A 21,667-nucleotide genomic window follows, 5' to 3' on the forward strand; every position below is an offset into this window, starting at 1 on the left:
TATAGTTTATACCATTTTATATTTAATTGTTTGCAAAGAGAGCATTTGATAAGAAATCAAAATTGATATTAAGTTAAAATTTTTTAAAAAAAAGAAAATAATGAATAAAAAAAGAAGTTAAGAAAGTTTCAGGAAATACATATCCTGATGCTTATAGACTTTCTTACCTGTTATATTATTTTCAAATTTGAAATTTTTATCCGGAAACGTATCAATCATATACACTTTTTTACCATGATTTTCCTTCATGATAGTTGTCAGATTACTACCTGATTTGACGTCATCCAGCTTATAATCAAATCTGATGTCTTTCTGAGTAGCATACAGTTTAGCATTGTCAACATAATCATGATAACAGACATATAAAAAGTCCTGATTAAATACTACAACATTGCTGTCATTGTTTAATTTATCCAATGCCGCAATCATCTCACTTCCATCGTCTTTTATCTGATTATTTGTATCATAAGTAACAGCCAATCCGTAAGCACCCAATAGAAGTACTAAAATAATAGAAATCACTAAAATCTTCCGGTCTTTAATCTTTCCAATGACAATTGCACAGGACAGCCATAACAGTGAGATTACAGGTATCAGGTATCTGATTACTAACGGTTTATATGTTAAAACGATTGCAGTTACTCCTATAGCTAAAGTCAGTAAATATAATATAAAACCTGAAGAGATAAAATAATTTTCATTGAAATCTGTGCTTTTTGACTGTTTTACAAAAATTATTATCATGAATACTAAAAAGAGTATTGCAAGGATTCTAAAACCGAAATCAACATAAGAAAAATCAGTAGTACTGTTTACTGCAAACCATGAAACATAACTGAACAGATCATATAAATGTGGAAAATTCTTTTGATATTCCATGGTTTTACTTACCTGTTTCATTAAAACAAATATCCACGGGGCATATAAAATCACAGTGGAAATACTGGCCACTATCCATTTTTTCAGTTCCTCTTTTTTATCAATGCCATCATTATTGATGAAAATACGGATAAATAACATTAGATACATCAATGCAGAGCTAACCAATACGAAATAATGTGTATAAGCTCCGAGCAGTGTAAACAATATAAACAGTGCCCATGATTTTCTATCAGATTTTGCGATGACTTGCCTGAAATATAAAAAAGACATAAGAAGGAACAGTAAACTCCAGCTGTACATCCTAATTGTGGAATATCCTCTAAAGAAGAATGACATGGCTATAATTGAAAATGTAAATATACCAACAGTCAGCCAGCCGTATTCTTTTCTTATTTTAGTTGCACTAATGCCCAAAACAATAAAATATGGAACAAATGAAATTATCTTTAAAACAGATATCAAATCATATTGAATATGAAGAGCATTTAGAACATAACAGACCGTTTGAACTATCATGTAGTACAAAGGAGGATGAACATCCTTAATTGTTATTTTCAAACATTCCAAAAAGGATGTTTTTATCAAAGCGACTGTCCACCATTCATCAATATGTATTAAAACATTGCTGATTGGTGAAAAAAACAAATAAATTCCAAGTAAAACACTAACGGCAAAAAATATTTTTCCGATATTGCTCTTTAAATCATCTTCTGAAAAATTTTTATTCATATACACACCACAAAAATAAGAATAAATTAAAATTATTCTAAAAAAATTTAATAAATCTATACTATTAGTTATTGATTAAATTAATTAATAAAAGTTATTATACAAATAATTAAAAAAAGAATTGAACAATAATATAATATTGTTCGTTCAAAATCTAATAATCATAACCCATGTCCAAAGTCTCTTGTTCAGCTTCACGCAGTTCCTTTTCTTTTCTTTCCTTGATATCCTTAAAATAAGATACAATGTCCATGTCATCACCATGGCGACGACCTTTAAACTCATCGATTTTAACAAGAGTAGGAACTTTGCTCATTAAACCTAAAACTATTGCCTCTCCAACGTTCAAGGACGGAAGCTGGTTAACCAAATCTTGTGAGAGACTTTCACTTGCTGACTGGACATGCCTTTGGTCTTCAGGCTCAACAAGCCTTAGGATTATCATGTTATTCATTTGAGACAGAGCATCATGATCAACTGTTTTAGGAGATTGGCTTACAAGACATAATCCTAAACCAAATTTACGCCCTTCCCTTGCAACTCTCTGTATCCATCTTTTAGAATCTGAATCACGCTTATTTGGAGCCAATATATGAGCTTCTTCTAAGATGAAAAATACAGAATTGTTTAGCAGATCGGCTTTATTTCCACTATGAGCAGCATCTTTTGACCTTTGAAGTGAATTTCTTAAAATATGGCTGACAAGAACGGTAGCAACATATTCATCAACCTGACTTAAATCAAGGACATTTAAATATCCTGCCTTAATGTTGGATATGATGTTTGAAGCATTCTGATAAAATAGCTTGGAGTATTTAAGTTTCGAATCAGTAATCTTGTTCATCACGTCAACCATAGTCTTTTCAACCTTTGCATCCTCATCATTAATCCCTGATTTATCTTCAAGGTAATTATACATCAAATCCAGGAAGTTTACTGTTTCATGAGTTCCTTCACTGAGTTTTTTAGTAGCATAATTGAATGCTTCTCTAAAGTATCTCTCCTGAATAACCGCATTATTCGGAATATTCATCAGACTCTTGATTTCATAAAATTCCATATATTTAGGATTGATTTGAGGTTTAATTACATTTACTTGCCCATTCGGGAACTGTGCATCCTTATACTCACCGTGCATATCAAAAACAAAAACAGGAACATTATATGTTAACAGCTGGTCCATCAAAACAGACACAGTATTTGATTTACCTGCACCAGTCATTGCCAGAATAGCCAAATGTCTTGACAGAATCGGATTGGCATCAACATTAACATCCACATCACTCTGATTTACAAGACAACCTAACTTCAAAGCATTTTTAACATCGAATATTTCCCTTAATACATCCTTATCGGCCAGTCTGATTTCAGTTCCGGGAAGCACTGGAGTTCTAGGCAGTTTTAAATTATCATTGACATCACCAAGAATTTTGACTTTACCCCTGATATAATTTTCATCAACGCCGATTCTTGAGATTTTTTGGATTGCTTTGAAATCGTTTATATCCACATTTAAAGCATCATTTCCTCTTATCAGATTTTCAATCATGCCCAAAACCATTTTTCCGTCATATTCTATAGTAACATATTCTCCCACTTTAGGCATTTTATCTGAAATAAATGTAACTTCAGTCAGTGAAGTTTCACCGACACAAATTCCGACTACCATGACATCACTTCCCTATTAGTTGTTTCGTAAATCTTAGCTATTTTTAATAATTCCTTAATATTTCTGTCTGTAATCACAACATCATTGTGCGCTTTATTCAATAGATACGGATAACCCTGAACTGACAGGACGTTGATTTTCTCGATTATCCTGAACACTTCCTGTTTAGAAGCTTTATACGGCAATTCAACCTTCAGCACGTTTTTATTGTCCTGCAGCCTTACATAAAAAATCGTAAATGTCAATGCCTTGAAAAAATCATTGTAATACGGGAAAGCCGCTTTTTCATATACTTTAAAATCATCTTTAATTAATGAAATACCCTGTTTTTTGGTATTTTTATCCAAAAATGCAATATCCGGAATATTCCAATGGAACAATGAATTATCAGAAGAGGTTTTTGAAATAGAAATAATCTTTTTTCTGTGTTGCAGAATTTCCTTTAAAAGAATAATCTTTTCTATTGATGCTAAATGAAGATTATACTCTTCAATCTTATTTGAATTTTCACTTCTCGGCAATTCCATTAATTTCAGAGAATCTCTAATTTCCGGAAATGACAAGCCGTAACGATTAATCTTTAATCTTCTCTCAAATTCGTTTTTAAGTGAATCATCCAGATTTTCCCTTAATTTATTTGGCAGCTTGGCGCCTCTTGGAAATGCATTTTGAAGGTCTCCCAAAATGGATCCGTCAAACATATAGTAATCAACATCATATTCATTTAAAGCCCTTAGAGCGCATTTCAACTCATATATTGCCATGTAATTTCCTAAAAGTTCATCCAAAAAAGAAACATGGCCAATGTCAAAAATATCCGAGTCGTCAATTTTTTTGATTTCACCATCGTAAATTATAGATTCAGCACCGACAGCACAGAAATTGGTTGTTAGAAATTTCTTTTTGTTGAAACTTCCGTCTCCTGCTGCAATAATGAATTCATCGGAACTTTCTTTGATATTTCTATCAAACCACCTTCCGTTCAATAAATCTTCAGGATTGGTTTCTGATTCAATATCATGGATAAATCCTCTTTTAGCGATGGCTTTTTCATATAGTGAATTTAACATAATATCTCCTAAACAATAATTATGTTAATGTTTTATAAAAAAATTTAGAGAGAGCAGTTGATAACTACTCTAGTGAAGCTTTCTTAATAGCTCCGGTCAATTCCTGAATCTTAGCTTTGACATCAGTAACTTCTTCAACAACAGTGCCTGTTACAATTATGTCTCCGCCAGCTTTTGCTGCAGTATAAGCTGCTTTAGCATCACGAATTCCTCCGCCAACAATAATGATTGTATTTGGAGCAGCTCCTTTGGAATATGCTACCATTTCCGGAGGAATCGGTTCATCAACACCTGAACCCGCTTCAAGATAGAAGAATTTTATTCCGAACAGTTCAGCAGACATCGCATAAATCGCAGGTATTTTAGGTTTATTTCTTGGAACCAAATTTGCATCTCCGACCCACCCGACAGTTCCGCCAGGTGCTATTACAATATAATGCATTGATAAAATTTCCATTCCAGATGCTTTAACAGATGGTGCAGCAATTGCTTGAGCACCGTTAATCCAATAAGGATTTCTGGAATTCACATAACTCATATAAAAAATAGCATCAGCGTATTCACTTACACTGCTGGTGTTTCCTGGGAAAATAATAATTGGAACAGCAATATTTTCAGACAATATTTTACAAGTGTTATCTACATCATCGCCATCTACAGTAGACCCTCCAATCATAATACCGTCAGTTCCACCTTCAATAGCTTGAGTGGCTATTTCTAAAGCTTCCTCTGGAGATTGTTCATCAGGATCAATTAAAGTAAAATGAATTTTTCTTGTTTTTAAAATATCACGGATATAATTTTCAACGTTTTTCATAGAATAAGTTTTGTAAAAAATAATATATTAAAGTATTGTATTGAAAAAAATAATAAAAAAAGTAAAGAGAATAAATCTATCCTCTTGGTTCTTTGGCTTTGTATCTTAAACCTTTGTAACCACATTTTCTGCAAGTAGTTGCACCAGCAGGGTTACGAGCATTACATTTTAAGCAGATTTTTACATTGAACATTCTGTTTTCTGCTACTTCAAATCTTGCCATTAATAACTCCTCCTATAATCATGAAAATTCAGTAATAATAAAAATGTTATGAAACTAAAAGCAATTATTCACTCTTCATAACTATTAATTAATTATTTTACTTTAATAGTATTTAAATGTTTAGTTAAAAATCCCTAAATTAAAGAAATTTATTCATTTAAAATATTTTTAACTGATATCATGATTTCAAAGAAGTTTTAGAAAATGGCATTGCGGAATTCCAATCCCGAGTTATTTTTGAACCATTGGAATCAGTGTTCCATCAATAACACAGTCAAAATTAATCTTTTCCAACCATCCAAAGTCAGCAAACATGTTCATGAAGCAAACACCAATGATTTTACCGTCTTTTTTTAGAATTTCATTGACCAGATTGACCAATTCATCTACATCCACATTAAACTCAGGCATAGCCAATCCACCCAATAGAACGACAATGTCAGAATCATGAGGGTCTGAAACTTCACTATTAAGTGCCATACCATATGATTTTAATTCGAATTCATGACAGTCATCACAATCAAGCAAAGGAATAAAATGTGTTTGTTTGTCATTTACTCCATAACTCAGAAATTCTGCAAATGGTGTGCAAAGACCAGGACTTCCAATAAAAGTAATTTTAGATGCCTCGACTGCTTCTTTTTTGAATATTGTTAGTAAACCGTTAAGTCCACTGTTTTGATTTGAGCTTATATTAATCACCTAATAATAAGTTTGTAAATTCAAGTAATAAAACTTGTGATTTAAACTTTAGGACATTCATTAAAAAAAATCAGAAAAAAATAAAGATTACTCAACTGAATTAATGCCTTTCTCAGCGAGAAATTCATTTTGAACTTTAACAACTTCAGCACTGGTGTCAACTTCACTATAAGCTTCAAGCAGTTCGTGATTTAGTTCTAAAAATGTATGGCCCCATTTATAACCATTCATTAAATCACGTGCCTCCTCTTTAAAACGAGTAATATAAAGTGTTGCACTTACTGCTTCAACTGTTGATAAAATGCAAGGTTTTCCATAATTTACAGGATTGGTTGCAATTAAGAAAGGTAATGATCGGTGGTATTTTGAAAGTGAAAAGAATTTTTTAGAACTTGACACTTCATTCCATGAACAGTCAAGTCCTACAATTCCTCTTCTATGGACATATCTATAGTCTTCATATGATACAGCTTTCTCAGCATATGGATTTAAAACAATGGCTCCTGAAGGTATCTTATTTATATCATGAACCAGTCTGCACTTACCCATTTTTGACATCTTTATGGCAGTGCACCTTTTTTTATCACATTCATCTGCATGGAAAACTGTAATTTTCATATTTTAACCTTCTAAAGCAGAGGTATTACCTGCTTTATATTGATGAATCAAATCCATTTGTTTAGCAAATTCATCTTCACTTAGTCCATATTCTTCATTGATTTTTGGAACATTTTTACTTTCTTTTAGTGATATGCTTTTAAGCAAAGGCTCTATATACTCCTTATAAGCAGGAGAGAACATTTGACCTGATGCATTTACATCGGATTCGCCGTCGAATATTGCATATATAAGATATCCCTGTTTTTCACCTTGGTGCTGACAGATTATAATATTCATAGTCTTGTTAGTATTATTTGTGTCATTTCCAGGTACTGCCTGAGTAAAGTAGATGTTCCAGTCAACGCCATTGAATGATCTCTTTTCAGGGTTTGTAACACCTTGAAGTTCATATATTTCCATTAGTGCAGTTGAATTGTCCACAGTGGAAATGTTATATGTGATATGATGCTGTTTATCTTCATAGGAATGCATGAAGTTTTTTGAGTCATTTTCTAAACTTACATTACCTACAAAATTCCCTTCCATAAATTCTGTTTTTAATGGACTTGTTTGGGCAGGTCCATTGCCGTTTAACATTCCAGTAGCAAAAATATAACCTGCAATTGCAATAACTACAACAACAGCTGCTAAAATTATAATTGTATATTTATCTTCCATTATGAAAACTCCATAATTTGTTAATTTTATAATTTGTAAAAAGTCTTTAATATACTTTGTTTTGATTAAAAAAGTATTTTAATTAATAATAACATAATTTTTGTATATTACTAATATGAATAATTTAGATTAATTAAATCTTTAGCGTGGTAAATATGCAAAAAGTTCGAGGAATATTGATTGGTAGAATGCAGCCAGTACATAATGGACATATGCAAGTCATCAATAAGATTTTGGAAGAAGTTGATGAAATCATTATAGGAATAGGTAGTGCTCAGATAAGCCATGAGCTTAAAGACCCCTTTACCGCAGGTGAAAGAATTGTCATGATATCACAGGCTCTGGCTGAAGCTGACGTTGATCCAAGCAGATACTATATTATTCCAATGCAGGACATTAACTTTAACGCAATCTGGGCTTCTCATGTCAAAATGTTAACTCCTCCATTTTCAATAGTGTATTCCGGAAACCCTTTAGTCAAGCAGCTCTTCTCGGAAGAGGGTTATGAAGTAAGGCAGCCCCCACTTTACGATCGCTTACATTTATCCGGAACAGAAGTCAGAAAACGTATTCTTGAGGATTCAAACTGGCGTGAATTAGTTCCAAAGGCAACTGCAGATGTCCTTGAAGAAATTAAAGGAATTGAAAGAATTAAAAATTTATCAGTTAAGGAAATTAGTGATATATAACAATAGTTATTTATATTAATTTGACCAAAGTTTAATACTGGAGATGAAAATAATGGTTGTAAGAGTTATTGAAGCAAAAGAAGATAAAATTACAACAGCAGATTTAATCGCTGAAATAAAGAAAAGTAGTAAAATTGATTATTCAGGAGCTATTTTTACATTTGAAGGAATAGTTCGTGGAAAAGAAGAAAACATGAACTTGAAAAAATTAATTTTAACTACACCTGACAAAGAAAAAACTCAAAAAGAGATTGAAAAAATTGTTGAAAATGCAAAAATAAAATATAATGTTAATGAAATATCCGTTGTTCACTATATTGGTGAATTTTATACAGGAGACATGTTATTTTTAGTTGCAGTTTTAGGAAATCATCGTGGCGAAACTCTTGATGCATTAAAAGAAGTTATTGAAACTGTAAAATATGAAGTAGAGTTTAAAAAAGAAGAGATTTCCGAAGAAGGAACTAAAACTATCCTTGCAGGAGGATAATTTTTAAGATTTATTTTAAAATCCGAAACCATTCTAAAAAAAGGTTTTGATTATTTTTGTGGTGTTAATACTATTAGGAATAGCAGGATTTAAATCCTACTAACCTAACTAATTTTTTTAATTAAGTCAGTACATTTTAAGATTTCTTAAGAAGTTATTATTTAAAAATCTCCCCAGACATTTAAATTTATTTTCCTACAATAACTTCAGTTGATTTGATGATAGCAGTTACATCATCGCCTTCAGTTAAACCTAATTTTTCAGCAGATTCTTTAGTAATAACAGCAGTAATAACATTAGGTTCACTAATTTCAATTTTAACGTTAGCCATTACAGCACCAAGTTCAACATTTGTAATTTTACCTTCTAATTGATTTCTTCCACTAAGTTGCATATTTTCACGTCCCATTTATTTTCCAATGATTACTTCAGTTGATTTGATGATAGCAGTTACATCATCGCCTTCAGTTAAACCTAATTTTTCAGCAGATTCTTTGGTAATAACAGCAGTAATAACATTATAAATAAGGCTTTTTAGAACGATTACCGAAAATGCTTCATATCGATATCAAAAATAAAAAAATATTTTTTAAAAGCAATTAAAATTATTAAAATTAAATTCAAAATATTATAATAATATAAAAATAAAAATAAAAAAAAATATAATCTTTATAAATTATAATATTAATTTATATTAGTTAATTTTAAATTCTATCGAAATTCATAAAATTCATTACATAATATATAAAGCATCCAGAAAATTTTATTAAAAAACAAATCAAAAATAATATACATGAATATCGAATTAGAATCAATTGGTACTATCCATACAGAATTTAATGAAATTGAAGGTATGCCAATTCAGCCAACCGGTGCAAAAGGAATAAAAGGAACAATTGAAATTGAAGATAAATATGTTGAAGGACTTAAGGATTTGGAAGGATTTTCCCATATTCATTTAATTTACCTGCTTCACAAAGTGGAAGGATACATGCTTGAAGTAAAGCCTTTTATGGATAACAATACACACGGAGTATTTGCAACAAGATCACCAAAAAGACCAAACAGAATTGGAATGAGCGTTGTTAAAATAAATAAAGTAGAAGGCAATACAGTTTTTATTGAAAATGTGGACATTTTAAATGGAACACCGCTTTTGGACATCAAACCTTATGTACCCCAATTATATGAGGATACAATAGACGAGTTAAGAATAGGATGGTTTGAAACAAAGCACCAAAAAGCAAAATCACAAAAAGCAGATGATAGATTCAAATAATCACTATCTTTTGAAATGGAAGGAATTAAAAAATCAATTCTTCCATACATATTGTTTTTTAAGTTAATTCCAAAAAATATTAATTTAATTACATGTTACATTTCAAATATTAGAATAAAACAAAAAATAAATTCAAACATATTATTTATACTTATTTTAAAATAGAATAATCTTTTTCTGAATTGTAATGTAAATAATAAAATTATTGCAATTGGAAAATAAATAGTTCCAACTAAAATCAGAAAAAAATAAATAAGGTTTAATTATAGAAAAGCATGAGTAAATAATACACTTTCATTTATATCATTAATTTTATCATTCCTCCATTCAACAATAACGCCACACCACCCCAAAAACCACATATTCCAGTCCCCCAAAAATATTTAAATTTGAAAAAACATGGAAATATTCGCCACCCAGTATATACTGGACAATCAACATGGATTGATAGATTCAGACATTGCTGGAATGACGAAAGAAGTGATGCGTTTGATTCAACATGAATGTGAAGATGACATTATCATTGAGGTAATGTCTAAAAAAAAGAATGGTTGTAGGTAGAGTTCTACCTACTTGAATAATTAAACCATTCCACCATCTCTTCTAATTTTTTCTTCAAATTCTTGCACTTCTGCTTTGGAAGAACCTTGAAATTGACGATCAATATACATATCCCTTTCATTATCATAAGTACCATGTTCATCAGTTGTGTATCTTTGGGAAACACTTGAAGAACTACTACTTGAAGTATCTGCCTGTGTTTCAACAACCTTTTCCTTAACTGTCAATTTTTGTGTTGTATTGTTGCCAGTATAATTTTCATTTCCACCATATGTTACAGTAACATTGTATTTTCCTTTCTTCAAATCCAAATCCAGTTTTGCTTTACCCTTCGAATCAGTTTTTACAACATCGTCAACAACAACTTTGCCTTTACTATTGGTTACTGTAATGTTAACTACTTCTTTGGATAGTGGAGTTTTATTCAAATCTGTTAATTGTATGGATAATTCTCCACCCTCATTCTGCTCTTTATCACTTGTAATTTTAATTTTTGTTGGTTCTTTTATAGGAAAAAAAGAAAAAAAGTAAAGTAACTGCCTAAGCAATTACTTTTTAATTATCGCAGTTTTCTTAACAGTATCTTTACTGTATGTTGCTTGGTAAGTTACTTTTTTGCCAACTTTAAGCTTTTTGAGGATACTTGATTTAATGGTTACTTTTGCAACACCTTTTTTATCTGTTTTTGCAGTGTATTTCTTACCGTTAAATTTGAAGGTAATCTTTTTGTTTTTAAGGTATTTACCGTTGACTTTACCCAAAGTTGCTTGTAAAGTAAGCTTTTTCGCAGACTTTTTAACAGTAACAGATTTGAGTGTTACCAAATGTTTTACTGTTAATGTTTTTACAACTGACTTACCTAAAGCAGTTATGTTCATCTTGTATGTTCCAGGAACATTTGTTACTTTAAACCTAGCAACACCATTTGATGTAGTTAAAGTTTTAAAGGTTTTTCCTTTAACAGTGATAACTACTTTAACCCCATCTGCAAGTTCACCGTCAGTTCCATACACTTTTATTGTGTAATATTTTCCATTTGCATATGTCACTTTAACATTTGAGGCAGTAATTACTGGGTCTATTGCCGGAGCAACTTTATTTAAAGTTCCATTTGTAGTGAATGATGAGTACTTACTGTCTCCAGAGTAGGTAATTGTATATGGATAATTTCCATCGCCTAAATCAGGAATGATGATATTTGCAGCACCTTTCACCACAGCAAAGTAATACTCTTTACCATTAATGGTTAATGTTACTGTTCCTGTTGCATCACCAGGTAAGCTGATTGCAACTGATCCATCCTCTGAAGGTTCATCCAATGGAGGAATAACAACTTGAGGTGTTGGTTTGACATCTTCAGGTTTAGTAGTATTGACATTCACATTACCATTGGTAACAAATGAAGAATATTTACCATCACCAGAATAAGTTATTGTGTAATCATAATTACCATTTTCCAGTTCAGGCAATTTAACATTAACAACACCATCTTTAACATCAAAAATATAATCCTTACCACCAACAGTCAAAGTAACAGTACCAGTAGCATCAGAAGGTAAAGTAACAACAACATTACCCTCTTCTGAAACATTATCCAAAGAAGGAATATCAATTTCAGGCTCAACAGTTTCATTAATGTCAGTTGTATTTTCTGATGTTTGATTTTCAACAGATTGGTTCATATCAACATCAACAATTTCTCCGACTGCATCTCCAACAACTGCAAAGAGTTTTCCATCATCCACTGCGTATGAATTATTATAATCTTTTCCATAAACAACTTTTGACAATTCACCATTGTTGTTAATTAATACATCACCTATTGTCCAAGCGGCGTGTGGAGTGTAAATATTTCCATTAATATCATAGAAAGTACCGTTAATTACTGCATAGTCACTTCCATAGGACTCATCCAACAGATTTTCAATCAGTTCGTCGTTTAATGTGTAATATTTACCATTTACAATTTTATAATCAACATTTTGGATAGCTCTATTGAACATTGCTGTTGAAGCACCCATTGTTCCTGTAATCTTATAACATTCACCATTTACAAGAGCATATTCCACAGCACCTGCATTTTCACTAAACGTTTTATATCCACTACCTACAATACGATAATACTCATTATCATAAACATTGTAATCAGAATAGCCAATTACGTCTGTAATTTCACCATCTTTTACTGCATAATAAATTCCATCATGCTCAATATATCCATTCGGATTGAATGGTACTGCAAGTGAAGCGAAAGAAGGATTTTCACTTGAAGTTATAATTACATAGCCAATATTATCTAAAGTGAATGTAGAAAAGGTATAATTGACATACGGGTCATCATAATACTCAGCAAGATATTCATCATAAACGGATACTGTTTTCACATTCCAAGTTATTTTATCAAATGGGATGTTAATGACGGATTTGTTTGTAATTAATGCAAATTGGTAAGTATCATGTTGTGGAGGAACAATAACACTAAATTCCACAGATTTAGAAGTATTTATGTAATTTACATTATCAAGATAGGTTATTTCCCATATATGTTCTCCTTCACTTAAATCAGCAATAAAACTAATTTGAATGTGATTGGTGTCTTCATCGTCATACATTATGCTAAAATCATGATTATGTTTAACACCGTCAATGAAAAGAATTAAATTATCTTCGTTAGTATTTTCATCTAAATTATTAATGTCAATGATGTAATCCTCACCAACCATTATTTCAGATTCATAAGCCACATCTAAATCTAAATTATTCCAAGCTTTAAATGCTGTTGTTTTAATTAATGGATTAAAATTATTGTCACCTTTGTAAAATACTTCAATTGTATTTTCACCAATCTTGAAATCAAACAGCTCTTTAACAATCATTCCATCAATCAATTGCCCATCATAAGTTTCAGTGCCCATTTTTATTTCAACACCACCAGTTGCTTGAGGAATATTTATTGTTAATGTTGCAGTATCACCAATGACAGCATCATCCACATTAAGAGTGATTGTAGGATCTATTTTTGAAACAGTGAATGTTGTATTTTTATCAATAGTTAATAAATCCTCATCAGCATATTTTACATTAACACGATATTTAGATGCATTCAAACCACTTACTTCTTTAGTTATTGTTTTAGCAGCTTTTTGTGTGAAAATTTGCTCATAACCATTTTCACCAGTCACTTTAATAGTAACATCAGCATTCAGATAACCTGAGTCAATGTTGACTTTAACACTGGCATTTTGGCCGTAATTGATGTCACCAACCTCAACAGATATGATTGAATTGATGTCTGATACGATAACGACCTTATTGGTCATGTTCTCATCAGTTATTGTGTTAATTGATGTGATGTAATGAGCACCCATTGCAAGCTCAGTGTTTAGAATAGCTAAGCCATCAACATCAGTTGTAACCATTGTATCTTTTCCATCGACATTAAATACAATACGGGTGTTTTTAAGAGGATTTGCAGTTTCATCTAAAAATCTAGCCTTGAATTTTGTGTCGCTTCCATACTCAATAATCATGCTTTCAGCATGAACACTGTGGAAAATCAATAACTTGTTTGTAGTTGATTCATCTAAAAGTGAAACAGAAGAAACATTATATTCACCTACATCCAAATCAACATCTAAAACAGCAATACCTTCGGAGTTTGTTCTGATCGGATATTCAGTTCCATTTACGATAAATGAAACATATTTGTTTGCAAGTATCTCACCATATTCATCGTAGAATTTTGCCTGGAACTTCTTGTCTGTTCCATAAACAATCTGAGTGTCAACTGCTTCAATCGGATAGATAGTGAATACTCTAAATGAGAATTCTTTTTCAGATGAAGTAAAGTAAGTGTTTCCAGAATAGACAAGTCTGATTTTGTGCTGACCAATACTTGGTTTTGCTAAAGTGTAGCTTGATCCAACATTGATTGTTCTTTTAAGTTCCCCGTCAACATAAATACTGACAGTACCAGTTGCACCTTCAGCCAAATTTGGTTTTATTAAAAGATTTTCATCTTTCAAAATGTTGGAGATGTTTAAATTCAAATTGAAATTCTTTAGATTAACTGTAATCTCCTTTGCAATGTAGATGTCATTGTATTTATCATCACCTGTGTAGTTGATGATTGCATTGTGTGTTCCGGCACCCAAATCAGTTACGGTAAAGTTGAATGAACCGTTGACTACATCACCTGAGAAAATGTTATCGTTAATGTTTACAGTGATAACACCATTGGCATCGCCATTTAAAGTGATTGGAATTGTAATGTACTTTTCAGAATCAAAAGTGCTTTCCATGCTGAAATTGGAGTTCAGTTTATTTACATAAAATTCAACTGTTGTCTCATTATATGAGAAGTATTCATCACCAGAATATTCAATAGTCAAATAGTGTTTACCTCCATTAATGGCGTTATATTTGAAACCATCGCCAAGAGAAATGTTTGCTAGGCTAATGTTATCTAATAACAGATGAATGTTTCCAGTTGCACCATTTGGTAGTGTTGGTTTTAAAATTACATTATCTGACCAGTTGATTTCAGGAATGTCAATGCTGATTGGGGAATCCTTGTAACTGACCCAAATATAATCTGACTCATTCAGTGAATCATACCTGTCATCACCTGAATATTTTATAATATACTCAATCCATCCACCTTCAAGATTTGGAATAGTGAAATTCACTTCTCCATTGATTAATTGGCCGGTGAAATTATAATTACCTTTCCATACATCATTATTATTATCATCCAAATCCCAGTATCCAAATGAGATGTTGACATTGCCTGTTGCATCCTCATCGAAAACCAGACTTATATTTGCATTTTTACCAGCACCACTATCATCAATATAATAATCTGGAGTTAATTTATAAATTGTTAATTTAGTTGTATTTTCACAACTTGCAAAGTACTCATCACCATTATAAATTATTTTAATAGTATAATTTCCAACTTTTAACCCTTCTAATTCAATTTCACCCCCAACAGTAACATTTTTGATAAAAGTATCATTAGTATAAATACTAATTATACCTATTGCTCCAGAAGTAAGATTATAATCAATTGAAGCTATTTCACCAATGAAAACATTTTCTGAATAAATTACAAGATTTGTTTTTGATTTTATATTCAAATTAGTTAAAACTTTGCAAAATGAATTAAAATAATTATCCCCAGAATATTTTATTGTAACATTATACTTTCCCTCAAATAAATCATAAATACTAATTAAAACAAATCCATTTTCAATCTTCTCATTATATTTTTCATTATTTACCATAAGAGTTATATTTCCAGTAGCATCTTTATTTAAATAAAAGTAAAAACTAGTATTTCCAGCGATATCAATATGTGAAATAGATAAATTTAAATTAAGTTTATTCACTTTTATTATTGATTCATTTATGCTACTGGCATAATAATTATCTCCATTATAAATAACTTTAATTGAATGATTACCTATGCTTAAATTATTAATGTCTATCATTTCATTTACAGGAATATTATTTATTAATACATCATCAATATATACGCTAATGTTTCCTGTAGCATTAGGTATAACTTCTGTTTTTAATTTAAGAATTTCACCAAAATCAATCATTTCAGGAAAATATGCATTTATAAAGGATTTATGAAATATTTGGCATTTATCATTCACATAAGAATAATTACAATTAATAACTTGAACATATTTTATCCAAAAAATATCACTTTTCTTGTTATTTACAAATAAAGAATCAATAACTTTATTGTTTTTTCCTTCACCAAGAATACCATTAGAGTTATTAGTGAAATTACAATTTGATATGCTACTATTATCACTATAACAATAAATACCACCACCACTACGGTTTGCAGTGTTATCGACAAAATTACAATTAAAAATAGTGCCATTAAAACAGCGGTCATAAGAAGAATAATGATCCAGATAAGACCAATAAATTGCTCCACCATCATAATTTGCAGAATTATTAACAAAAATGCAATTAAAAACAAAACCATTATCAGATAACCAACAAATAGCTCCCGCAAATTTTGCAAAGTTGTTCACAAAACTACAATTAAAAACAACCCCTTTGCTTCCAGACCAGTAAACAGCACCACCATAAACATAATCTGAAAGATTATAATCAACAGAATTATTCACAAAACTACAATTAAACACAGTTCCATTAGCACCACTCCAAGCTATTGCACCACCCGCAAATTTATCAAAGTTATTAATAAACTTACAATTAAAAACTGTCCCGTTAGCACCTCGCCAAGATATTGCACTTCCAGAATTATTTTTAAAAATACTATTAGAAACAACACCATTATCGCCACTATAACAAAAAATAGCACCACCATTTATCGCATAATTTTCCGTGAAAATGCAATTAAAAATAATTCCTTTGATTTTATACAAATAAATAGCACCACCGCGATCTGCAGAATTATTCACAAAACTACAATTAGAAATTAATCCATAATAATGCCCCCAATAAATAGCACCACCCTCACTAGATGAACAATTAACAAAAGTACACCCAGTTAGAATACATGTATAACTATTACAATAAATAGCACCACCCTCGTCTGAAGAAAAACAATTAAAAAAAGAAATATTATTCAGAGTGACATTTTTATAATTAATTCTAAAACCACTTGCATTATTATTTCCATTTATTGAAAAACCTTTACCATTTATTGTAATTGATTTAGAAATTTTTATGCCATATTTATAATCTGAATCAACAGTACAATTATAAACATAATTTCTAGTTAAATTCAACTCATCATTAGCATTATCTATTTCATTTGCCAAATCTGTAAATGTTCCTGATGACACACCCAATTCATCATCACTTTGATTTTCAACTTCAAGCAAATCAACATCTTGACTTTCCATTATCACTTGATTTTCACTTGCCACCGTTGTTTCATTTACATCACTAGCACATACACTAGCAACACTAAACAAGCAAATAATCAAACAAATGAATATTAAACTCTTTTTATATCTCAAAATCTTTCCTCCAAAATATTTATTTATTGATATAAATTTATTCACAACATTGTATTAATATTTATGGTCGTAGATAAGTATTTGAATTCTTAATTATATGGTCGATTATATTGTCAGATAAATCAATAATTATGAAAATAATTAAGCATTTATGCAACCAAACAGGAGAGCCTATAAAAATAGATATATTCCTGATGACAAATTATACGAAAAAATAAAAAAATAGTAGTAGATGCAGATTGCACCTACATTTCAATTTTAGTTATGGCCATACTGTAGCTTTAATTTTGTAAGCATTTAAAACATCATTATAACTTATAGACCTTGACCACCAGTTTCCATCAACAGTTACAGATACTTGTTTACCTGAAGAAATACAAACAACATATTTTGCTTTAAAATCAGTCAATGGTTTTCCATTCTTATAAACAAGTATTTGTAACTTTGCATTTTTTCCACCATAATACAAATTGCTAATAAACTTACGTGTTGTGACTTTATAGATTCCATAAGATTTGCTAATTTTTTGATTAAGTTTTGTTGGAACTACGACTGTAAATGATGTTGTTTTTTTCTTTTTTGCTGATTTAACTGTTATTTTGAATTTTGTAGAACTACTGTAGATATCTTTGGTTCCAGCATAAGATGCTTTACACGTATATGTTTTTGCTTCTTTTGGTGCATTGATAGTTAATTTTGCAACACCATTTTTGATTTTTGCTTTGTAAGTTTTACCATTGACTTTAAACTTAATTACACCCGAAGTGAGTTTTTTTGTTCCCATTTTATAGTATACATTTGCTTTTAATGTGATTTTTGCTCCAGGTTTAACTTTAGACATGTCGGAAACTATTACATCACAATCATATTTTATGACATCAACCAAGAATTTGCAGGAAGAAGGTTCATGAATATTGTCACCTTTAAAAGTTGCAGTAGCCCAATATTGCTTATATTTGGCTGGAACTTTAAATGTTACTTTACCAACCCCATTTTTCATATTGACATTATATGTATTGCCATTGAATTTCACGGTCACTACGCCATTTACATCAGGATCTTCCTTTTTATTTTCATATAAAAATAGATATGTTGTTTCTTTAGAATTTTTAAATGCATATACATCATTTACATGAAGCTCAGTAGGAACTTTTTTTATAATAACAGATGATTGGGCAATGATTGTGTCGTTTTGATTCATAATTTTTAATGAATATGTGCCAACATCTTTTAATTCAGATGTGGAAATAGAATTAGAATAAATATCATATGTATAATTCTCATTAAAATATCTGGAATTGTCCAAAACGATGGTTTTAATTAATATGGATTCTTTGTATATCTTTAAAGACCCTTTAAAGAAACCATTCCAACCATAATTAATGGTTTTGTCAGTTCCGTAATATGTTGTTAAAGAATCAATGTGCATATCTTCATATTCATTATCAACATAAATAGGATGAATAATAATTCTGTTTGTACTGACAATTCCACAATATCGAGTTGTGATTGTATAATTTCCCGCTTTTAAATGTGTTTTAAAACTTGCATAACCTTCTTCATCAGTTACACTATCATATGTTTTATCATCAAAGATAAAAGTAACCGTCAAATTAGATGTGAATATATTATTTTCATTAGCGGCTCGTACTTTATATTCTATTAAATCTTTATAATCAGTTATTAAATCATCAACTTTGATTATTCTTTTTAAAATAGTTATTTCTTTTTCTAAAACTTCTCCCGTATAAGGATTTTTTAATGAAATATTATTGGTGCCGAATGGAACAAAAGTATAACCATGAACCCAAGATCCTTCATCAAAATATTCTAATGGGATTCGCATACCCCCGTCAACATAATATTTTTGTTTTTCTTTAAGAAGAATTGACGATTTATAACATATCCTAATAGTTTTTGTGCACGGAACATACTTGGACGATTTACCATTGTAAACAAAAACAATATCATGATAAGAATTGGGTGTGAAATTTAAAACAATATTACCGCTAGTAGCATTAAATTGATTAGTCGTATCATTATCAATATAATAATTAAATTGTTCATTTTTAATTAACCCATTTAATTCATTTAACAATTTAACATTTATCGATCCATAAACGGCACCATCATAAGTCGTTATTGAAAATTTTGATTTTGAAGGACCAGAATTAGTTAAAGTACATTTACCTAATGTTGGCTTAAAGAAATAAACTGTTTTAAGACAAGTTGCATATTTCCCATTAGTGGAATAAGCTAATAGCAATGTATGTGCAGCATCAGATTCCAGACTAGTTGGAATGCCAATGGAATTACCTGAAAGTGTTTTTTGATAATCGGAATAATCAAAAGAATACATTATCTCAGCATTTTTAACAATATTATTAGAAGAATCCATTAAATTTATTGTAATAGCTTTATTAAAAGAATTTGGGATATCAAAATGTGTAGCGATTAAATCCGTACTGCAAAGTTGATTATCATATGAAGAAGAGAACACAGATGAAATATCATCAACATTATCAAAACTATAATTATATAACGTAATTTCATCATTTTTATAAGAATATGATAATGTATCCGCATCATTTAGTTTATTTGAATCATCATTACATATTCCATAAACATTCTCTTGGTTGATTATCTCATCATCATTGGTATTAATTGCCAACATATTATCAGCACCGTCTGTAATGCTGGCTTGATTATCTGATGCACTTACACAAGAAACTAAAAATAATCCAACCAACAACAATGTTAATACCAACATTATCTTTTTAAACAATTCCCCCACCTACTTTGTAAATTCCGCAGATTGAGCCATATTTTTGACCAGATTTAAATCATTGGAAACAACAATTATCATCGCATTATCACCATGCACATAAGCAGCATTTGTCCCATCGATGTTTTGGATACCTTCGACAATAGTTACATTATCTATTTCAGATGATTTAACTCCTTTTTGAGATGTTACATTTTTGATAAATTCGTCATAGTATGCATCATCTATTGTAGTGTTAGATAGTTCATCGTTAGTATAGTATACTGCCGCTTCTGTATTGGCCGTATATGCTACAGTCCAAAAACCATCAAATGTTGCTTTATTAAGATTTGATCCTTTTGGAGCATTGATAGTTAAAACTTTGCCCATTTTAACTTTTTCCAAATCATTAGATGTAACATTTGATAAATCATCATTTATAGTATCTTCAGTTGCATCATTACCTTCAAAATCTGCACTTTCAGCAATTGCCTTTGCTTCATTCAAATCCTTATCTGTAATAATATACATTTCATCACTGGAATTAGCAACTACCACATATTTCCCATCTTTTTGGAATATTTGGTAGTTACCGTCAATTTTGCCATTTTTCAATCCTTGTGAGGCAAGGTAATCAGCAAAAGTTCCTCCTTTAATATCATTTAAGGTTAAATATTGTATTTTGATTCCATGTCCATCTTCGTATTGGTGACCATCAGCTCCTGCATTAGCCATCCAATAGTTACCAGGTACTTTTAATTTAAATTGACCGTTAAAGTCATGTTCCTGCAAGTCTGCTGCAGCAACTGAACCCATTACTATTCCAAATACTGCTGCAAACATCAATATTGTTAGTATTTTTTTCATAATTATATCCCCCTTATTCTAGTTTCCTTTTAAAATCATGCTTGATCCTGCTGCAAATATTGCTCCAACAAATATTAATAATAAGTATTGTCCGCCAATAGCATTATTAAGAATTGATGCTGCAAAACCTCCCCAAATAATTGATATTACAAAACCTTTGAGAAATGCTGTTAGAAATCCAGTGATTGCTCCAGCAATACCTGCAGATAGAAAATCATCACTCATTAATCCTAATGCTAATCCAACTATTGCTACAGCTATAGGAAAGCTTAACCAATTGAGGTTTAAGAATAAACCTATAATTCCTAGTATTAAAGCAATTATTGTAGCAATGATTGCTAGTATTATTGATCCTCCAAATTCTTCAGCCATAATTTTTCACCTTTAGTATAAGTGTGTTACAAGTTTGTTATTAATGTATTCTATGTTTGTAATGCAATATATATCCATGCCTTTTATTTTGAGGGACTGTCAAAATGTTAGCTCTTGATTTCTTTTTTCAATCCATCCATTTTTTTGAAGCATAATTTGATTGAATACTCCTTCCATTGTTCTGAATTTCTTTTTATGTGCTCGTGGCATTGTATTGCCAATGTAATTTTCTATTTGGTTGTTAGTATTGTCTAATTTTCCT

General features: G+C 30.5%; 18 protein-coding genes and 1 pseudogene. 4 read left to right on the plus strand and 15 right to left on the minus strand.

From position 1 onward, the window contains the following. Positions 1-117 precede the first annotated feature (117 nt). The 8 genes from QZU75_RS04110 to QZU75_RS04145 form a co-directional block, all read right to left on the minus strand. A complete protein-coding gene (locus QZU75_RS04110; protein ID WP_296881709.1) occupies positions 118-1,611 on the minus strand; it encodes a hypothetical protein in 1,494 nt (497 codons plus the stop codon). 154 nt (positions 1,612-1,765) lie between these two features. Continuing rightward, entirely contained in the window at positions 1,766-3,280 is a 1,515-nt protein-coding gene (locus tag QZU75_RS04115; RefSeq protein WP_296881711.1) for an ATP-binding protein, read from the minus strand. Beyond that, a complete protein-coding gene (locus QZU75_RS04120; RefSeq protein WP_296881713.1) occupies positions 3,274-4,350 on the minus strand; it encodes a DNA double-strand break repair nuclease NurA in 1,077 nt (358 codons plus the stop codon). Before QZU75_RS04120 ends, QZU75_RS04115 begins: the two co-directional genes overlap by 7 nt. Positions 4,351-4,414: 64 nt before the next feature. After that, positions 4,415-5,167: a geranylgeranylglyceryl/heptaprenylglyceryl phosphate synthase gene (locus QZU75_RS04125; RefSeq protein WP_296881715.1), complete on the minus strand. Its 753-nt coding sequence runs from the start codon at positions 5,165-5,167 to the stop codon at positions 4,415-4,417. 76 nt (positions 5,168-5,243) lie between these two features. After that, a complete protein-coding gene (locus tag QZU75_RS04130) occupies positions 5,244-5,390 on the minus strand; it encodes a 50S ribosomal protein L40e (protein ID WP_292741479.1) in 147 nt (48 codons plus the stop codon). A gap of 231 nt (positions 5,391-5,621) precedes the next feature. Then, positions 5,622-6,092 carry a DUF2124 family protein gene (locus tag QZU75_RS04135; RefSeq protein WP_296881717.1) on the minus strand — a complete coding sequence of 157 codons (471 nt, stop codon included), beginning with the start codon at positions 6,090-6,092 and terminating at the stop codon, positions 5,622-5,624. An 87-nt stretch (positions 6,093-6,179) separates the two neighbouring features. Then, complete coding sequence (locus QZU75_RS04140) at positions 6,180-6,710, minus strand: DUF367 family protein (protein WP_296881718.1); 531 nt, start codon at positions 6,708-6,710, stop codon at positions 6,180-6,182. 3 nt (positions 6,711-6,713) lie between these two features. After that, the gene (locus tag QZU75_RS04145) at positions 6,714-7,370 is read right to left on the minus strand and encodes a hypothetical protein (RefSeq protein WP_296881719.1); all 657 of its coding nucleotides are present in this window, start codon (positions 7,368-7,370) and stop codon (positions 6,714-6,716) included. A gap of 155 nt (positions 7,371-7,525) precedes the next feature. Between QZU75_RS04145 and QZU75_RS04150 the strand changes: the two genes are divergently transcribed. Together QZU75_RS04150 and QZU75_RS04155 are read left to right on the plus strand one after the other, a co-directional pair. After that, complete coding sequence (locus QZU75_RS04150) at positions 7,526-8,059, plus strand: nicotinamide-nucleotide adenylyltransferase (RefSeq protein WP_296881720.1); 534 nt, start codon at positions 7,526-7,528, stop codon at positions 8,057-8,059. Between the two features lie 52 nt (positions 8,060-8,111). After that, on the plus strand, positions 8,112-8,549 hold the full coding sequence (locus QZU75_RS04155) for a molybdenum cofactor biosynthesis protein MoaE (protein WP_296881723.1): 438 nt from the start codon (positions 8,112-8,114) through the stop codon (positions 8,547-8,549). A gap of 187 nt (positions 8,550-8,736) precedes the next feature. Here the strand turns inward: QZU75_RS04155 and QZU75_RS04160 are convergent, their stop codons facing one another. Both QZU75_RS04160 and QZU75_RS04165 read right to left on the minus strand, forming a co-directional pair. Next, entirely contained in the window at positions 8,737-8,943 is a 207-nt protein-coding gene (locus QZU75_RS04160) for a molybdopterin-binding protein (protein ID WP_296881734.1), read from the minus strand. Between the two features lie 15 nt (positions 8,944-8,958). After that, positions 8,959-9,063 (minus strand): annotated as a pseudogene (locus QZU75_RS04165) (TOBE domain-containing protein); the annotation flags it as partial. 279 nt (positions 9,064-9,342) lie between these two features. Between QZU75_RS04165 and tsaA the strand changes: the two are divergent. After that, positions 9,343-9,828 carry a tRNA (N6-threonylcarbamoyladenosine(37)-N6)-methyltransferase TrmO gene (tsaA, locus tag QZU75_RS04170; RefSeq protein WP_296881725.1) on the plus strand — a complete coding sequence of 162 codons (486 nt, stop codon included), beginning with the start codon at positions 9,343-9,345 and terminating at the stop codon, positions 9,826-9,828. Positions 9,829-10,227: 399 nt separating this feature from the next. Further along, positions 10,228-10,389, plus strand: coding sequence for a hypothetical protein (locus tag QZU75_RS04175; RefSeq protein WP_296881726.1), 162 nt, complete (start codon positions 10,228-10,230; stop codon positions 10,387-10,389). A gap of 20 nt (positions 10,390-10,409) precedes the next feature. Here QZU75_RS04175 and QZU75_RS04180 read toward each other — a convergent pair whose 3' ends face one another. From QZU75_RS04180 to QZU75_RS04200, 5 genes are all read right to left on the minus strand, one after another. Beyond that, positions 10,410-10,937, minus strand: a complete 528-nt coding sequence (locus tag QZU75_RS04180) for a hypothetical protein (protein ID WP_296881728.1) — start codon at positions 10,935-10,937, stop codon at positions 10,410-10,412. Then, positions 10,938-17,402, minus strand: a complete 6,465-nt coding sequence (locus QZU75_RS04185) for a hypothetical protein (RefSeq protein WP_296881729.1) — start codon at positions 17,400-17,402, stop codon at positions 10,938-10,940. It lies immediately after the preceding gene. A gap of 262 nt (positions 17,403-17,664) precedes the next feature. Then, complete coding sequence (locus tag QZU75_RS04190) at positions 17,665-20,187, minus strand: Ig-like domain repeat protein (RefSeq protein WP_296881730.1); 2,523 nt, start codon at positions 20,185-20,187, stop codon at positions 17,665-17,667. A 9-nt stretch (positions 20,188-20,196) separates the two neighbouring features. Further along, positions 20,197-21,033, minus strand: a complete 837-nt coding sequence (locus QZU75_RS04195) for a hypothetical protein (protein ID WP_296881732.1) — start codon at positions 21,031-21,033, stop codon at positions 20,197-20,199. Positions 21,034-21,051: 18 nt separating this feature from the next. After that, positions 21,052-21,405 (minus strand): hypothetical protein, encoded by a 354-nt coding sequence (locus QZU75_RS04200; protein WP_296881733.1) that lies wholly within the window; start codon positions 21,403-21,405, stop codon positions 21,052-21,054. Positions 21,406-21,667 lie beyond the last annotated feature (262 nt).

Source organism: uncultured Methanobrevibacter sp., from assembly GCF_902764455.1.
Lineage (GTDB): Archaea > Methanobacteriota > Methanobacteria > Methanobacteriales > Methanobacteriaceae > Methanocatella.